Below are 1943 nucleotides of genomic sequence, written 5' to 3'. Positions count from 1 at the left end.
CTTTCTTCACCACCCACAACCAGCGCCCCTGAGGGCACCAGTCGCTTCAAACACCAGAGGTATTCAGCAGCGAAGCCCACGAGTATATGACAGATTTCGGCTCATGCAAGCCAGGCCGAAAGAAACTTGAAGAAGACCTTTCTCGCCCCGCTCGACGCCGGCTCCGCGCCTCTTCCCCGGCTGCCAGCGTCTCTCCCAGGGGACTCCAGCCCCTTCTATATATAGAGCGCCACAAAGAAGCCTTCTTCCCTAGCCGCCAGGCGCCTTCACCCGCCCCTCCGATAATCCGTGCCACATGGCACTCATCACACTCCTCGACGCGCAGCTCGCGTTCGGTCACGTCCCGCTGCTGGATCATGCGGACTTCTCTCTTCTCGAATCGGAACGCATCGGCCTGATCGGCCGCAACGGCGCCGGCAAGTCGTCGATGCTCAAGATACTGGGCGGGCTGGAAAAGCCCGACGACGGCACGCTGCAGTTGCAGCAGAACCTGCGCGTGGCCTACGTGGCGCAGGAACCCGCGCTGGACATGGATGCGGACGTGTTCACCGCCGCCAGCCAGGGCCTGGGCGAAGTCATCGCCATCCGTGACCTGTACCTCTCCGGTGCGGACGGTCTCGACCTGGACGCCCTGCAGTCCAAGATCGAAGCCTACGACGCCTGGAACTGGGAGCAGCGTGTCGAAGAGACGCTGCACCGCCTCCACCTCGACCCCACCGCGCGCGTCGGCTCCCTCTCGGGCGGCACGCGCAAGCGGGTCGCTCTGGCCCAGGCCCTGGTGGCCGCGCCGGACGTGCTCCTATTGGATGAACCCACCAACCACCTGGACCTCGACTCCATCGAGTGGCTGGAACAGCTGCTGATCGACTTCAAGGGCAGCGTCGTCACCATCACCCACGACCGCAGCTTCCTGAACCGCGTCGCCACCCGCATCGTGGAGCTCGACCGGGGCAAGCTGGGTTCCTACCCGGGCAACTTCGAGCAGTACCTCCTGCAGAAGGAAGAGCAGCTCGCCCAGGAAGCGATCATCAGCGCCAAGGCCGACAAGCTGCTGGCGCAGGAAGAGATCTGGATCCGCAAGGGCGTCGAAGCGCGCCGCACGCGCAGCCAGAGCCGCATCACGCGGTTGCAGGAACTGCGCGCCAGCCGCGCCGCGCGCCGCGAGGTGCAGGGCAGCGTCAACATGGACGTGGCCTCGGGCCAGTCCAGCGGCAAGATCGTGGCCGAGCTCACCGACGCCACCAAGTCCTTCGGCGAGAAGACCGTGATCCGCGGCTTCAGCGGCACCATCCTGCGCGGCGACAAGATCGGCCTGCTGGGCCCGAACGGCGCCGGCAAGACGACGCTGCTCAAGCTGATCCTGGGCGAACTCGAGCCCGACAGCGGCAAGATCCGCCGCGGCACCAACCAGCAGGTGGCGTACTTCGACCAGATGCGCGACAAGCTCGACCTCGACGCCACGCTGGAAGACTTCATCAGTCCCGGCAGCGAGTGGATCGAAATCGGCAGCCAGAAGAAGCACGTCAAGAGCTACCTGTCGGACTTCCTGTTCTCCCCCGCGCGCGCCAACTCCCCCGTGCGCTCGCTCAGCGGTGGCGAACGCAACCGCCTGCTGCTGGCGCGCCTGTTCGCGCGCCCGGCCAACGTGCTGGTGCTCGACGAGCCGACCAACGACCTGGACATCGACACGCTCGAGCTGCTCGAAGGCCTGCTGCAGGACTACGACGGCACCGTGTTCCTCGTGAGCCACGACCGCACCTTCCTCGACAACGTGGTGACCAGCACGATCGCCTTCGAGGGCGACGGCCGCTGGCGCGAGTACGAGGGCAGCGTGGAAGACTGGCTGATCCAGTCCAAGCGCGCGCGCGAAATCGCCGAGCAGCGCCTCGCGTCGGCGCCGCCGGCGCCTGCCGCCACACCGGCCCCAGCCCCCGCGGCTGCCC

1 protein-coding gene is annotated in these 1943 nt (G+C 66.5%); it reads left to right on the top strand.

Translation table 11 applies throughout. The annotated features are described in order from the left end of the window. Positions 1–295: 295 nt before the first annotated feature. Positions 296–1943, top strand: a 1648-nt coding sequence (locus tag AC07Y4_RS32910) for an ABC-F family ATP-binding cassette domain-containing protein (protein WP_495275686.1), incomplete at its 3' end; no start/stop codon positions are given.

Source organism: Variovorax sp. GW460-12-1-14-LB1, assembly GCF_059423605.1.
This window is presented reverse-complemented; position numbering and strand designations above follow the sequence as displayed.